The organism is Pseudoalteromonas sp. 20-MNA-CIBAN-0454 (assembly GCF_040308685.1).
Classification (GTDB): domain Bacteria; phylum Pseudomonadota; class Gammaproteobacteria; order Enterobacterales; family Alteromonadaceae; genus Pseudoalteromonas; species Pseudoalteromonas nigrifaciens.
This window is the reverse complement of record NZ_JBEOOB010000158.1, coordinates 1-278: the sequence shown is the minus strand read 5'-3', so window position 1 is coordinate 278 and position 278 is coordinate 1. Positions and strand designations below refer to the sequence as shown.

The following is a 278-nucleotide window of genomic DNA, read 5'->3' as shown; positions in this document are numbered from 1 at the left end:
GATCAGGAAATCAAACCAGCGGGGATCTTGGTCGCTCTGTTGCTCATGCAATATTTAGCACGTTATCACTTAACCCAATACCACAAGTTGCACTACCTATGGTTGAGGTTATGACTAACCGGTCATTCTTCAAAGACACACCTATCGAGGGTATGGGCGATGAACGCCGATTACCTGGCGATAGATATAGCGCGTATACCAGTGATGTGGCGCGTGAAATTGGCAAAACGTTTAATGTATCACCTAAAAAGATTGAGCATCTAATCAAAGGTTATAGC

General features: G+C 43.9%; 1 protein-coding gene. It reads left to right on the top strand.

Annotation, left to right across the window (positions count from 1 at the left end; genetic code table 11):
- A partial coding sequence (locus AAEZ22_RS18360) for an LPD38 domain-containing protein (protein ID WP_352298468.1) occupies nt 1-278 on the top strand: 278 nt, incomplete at both ends.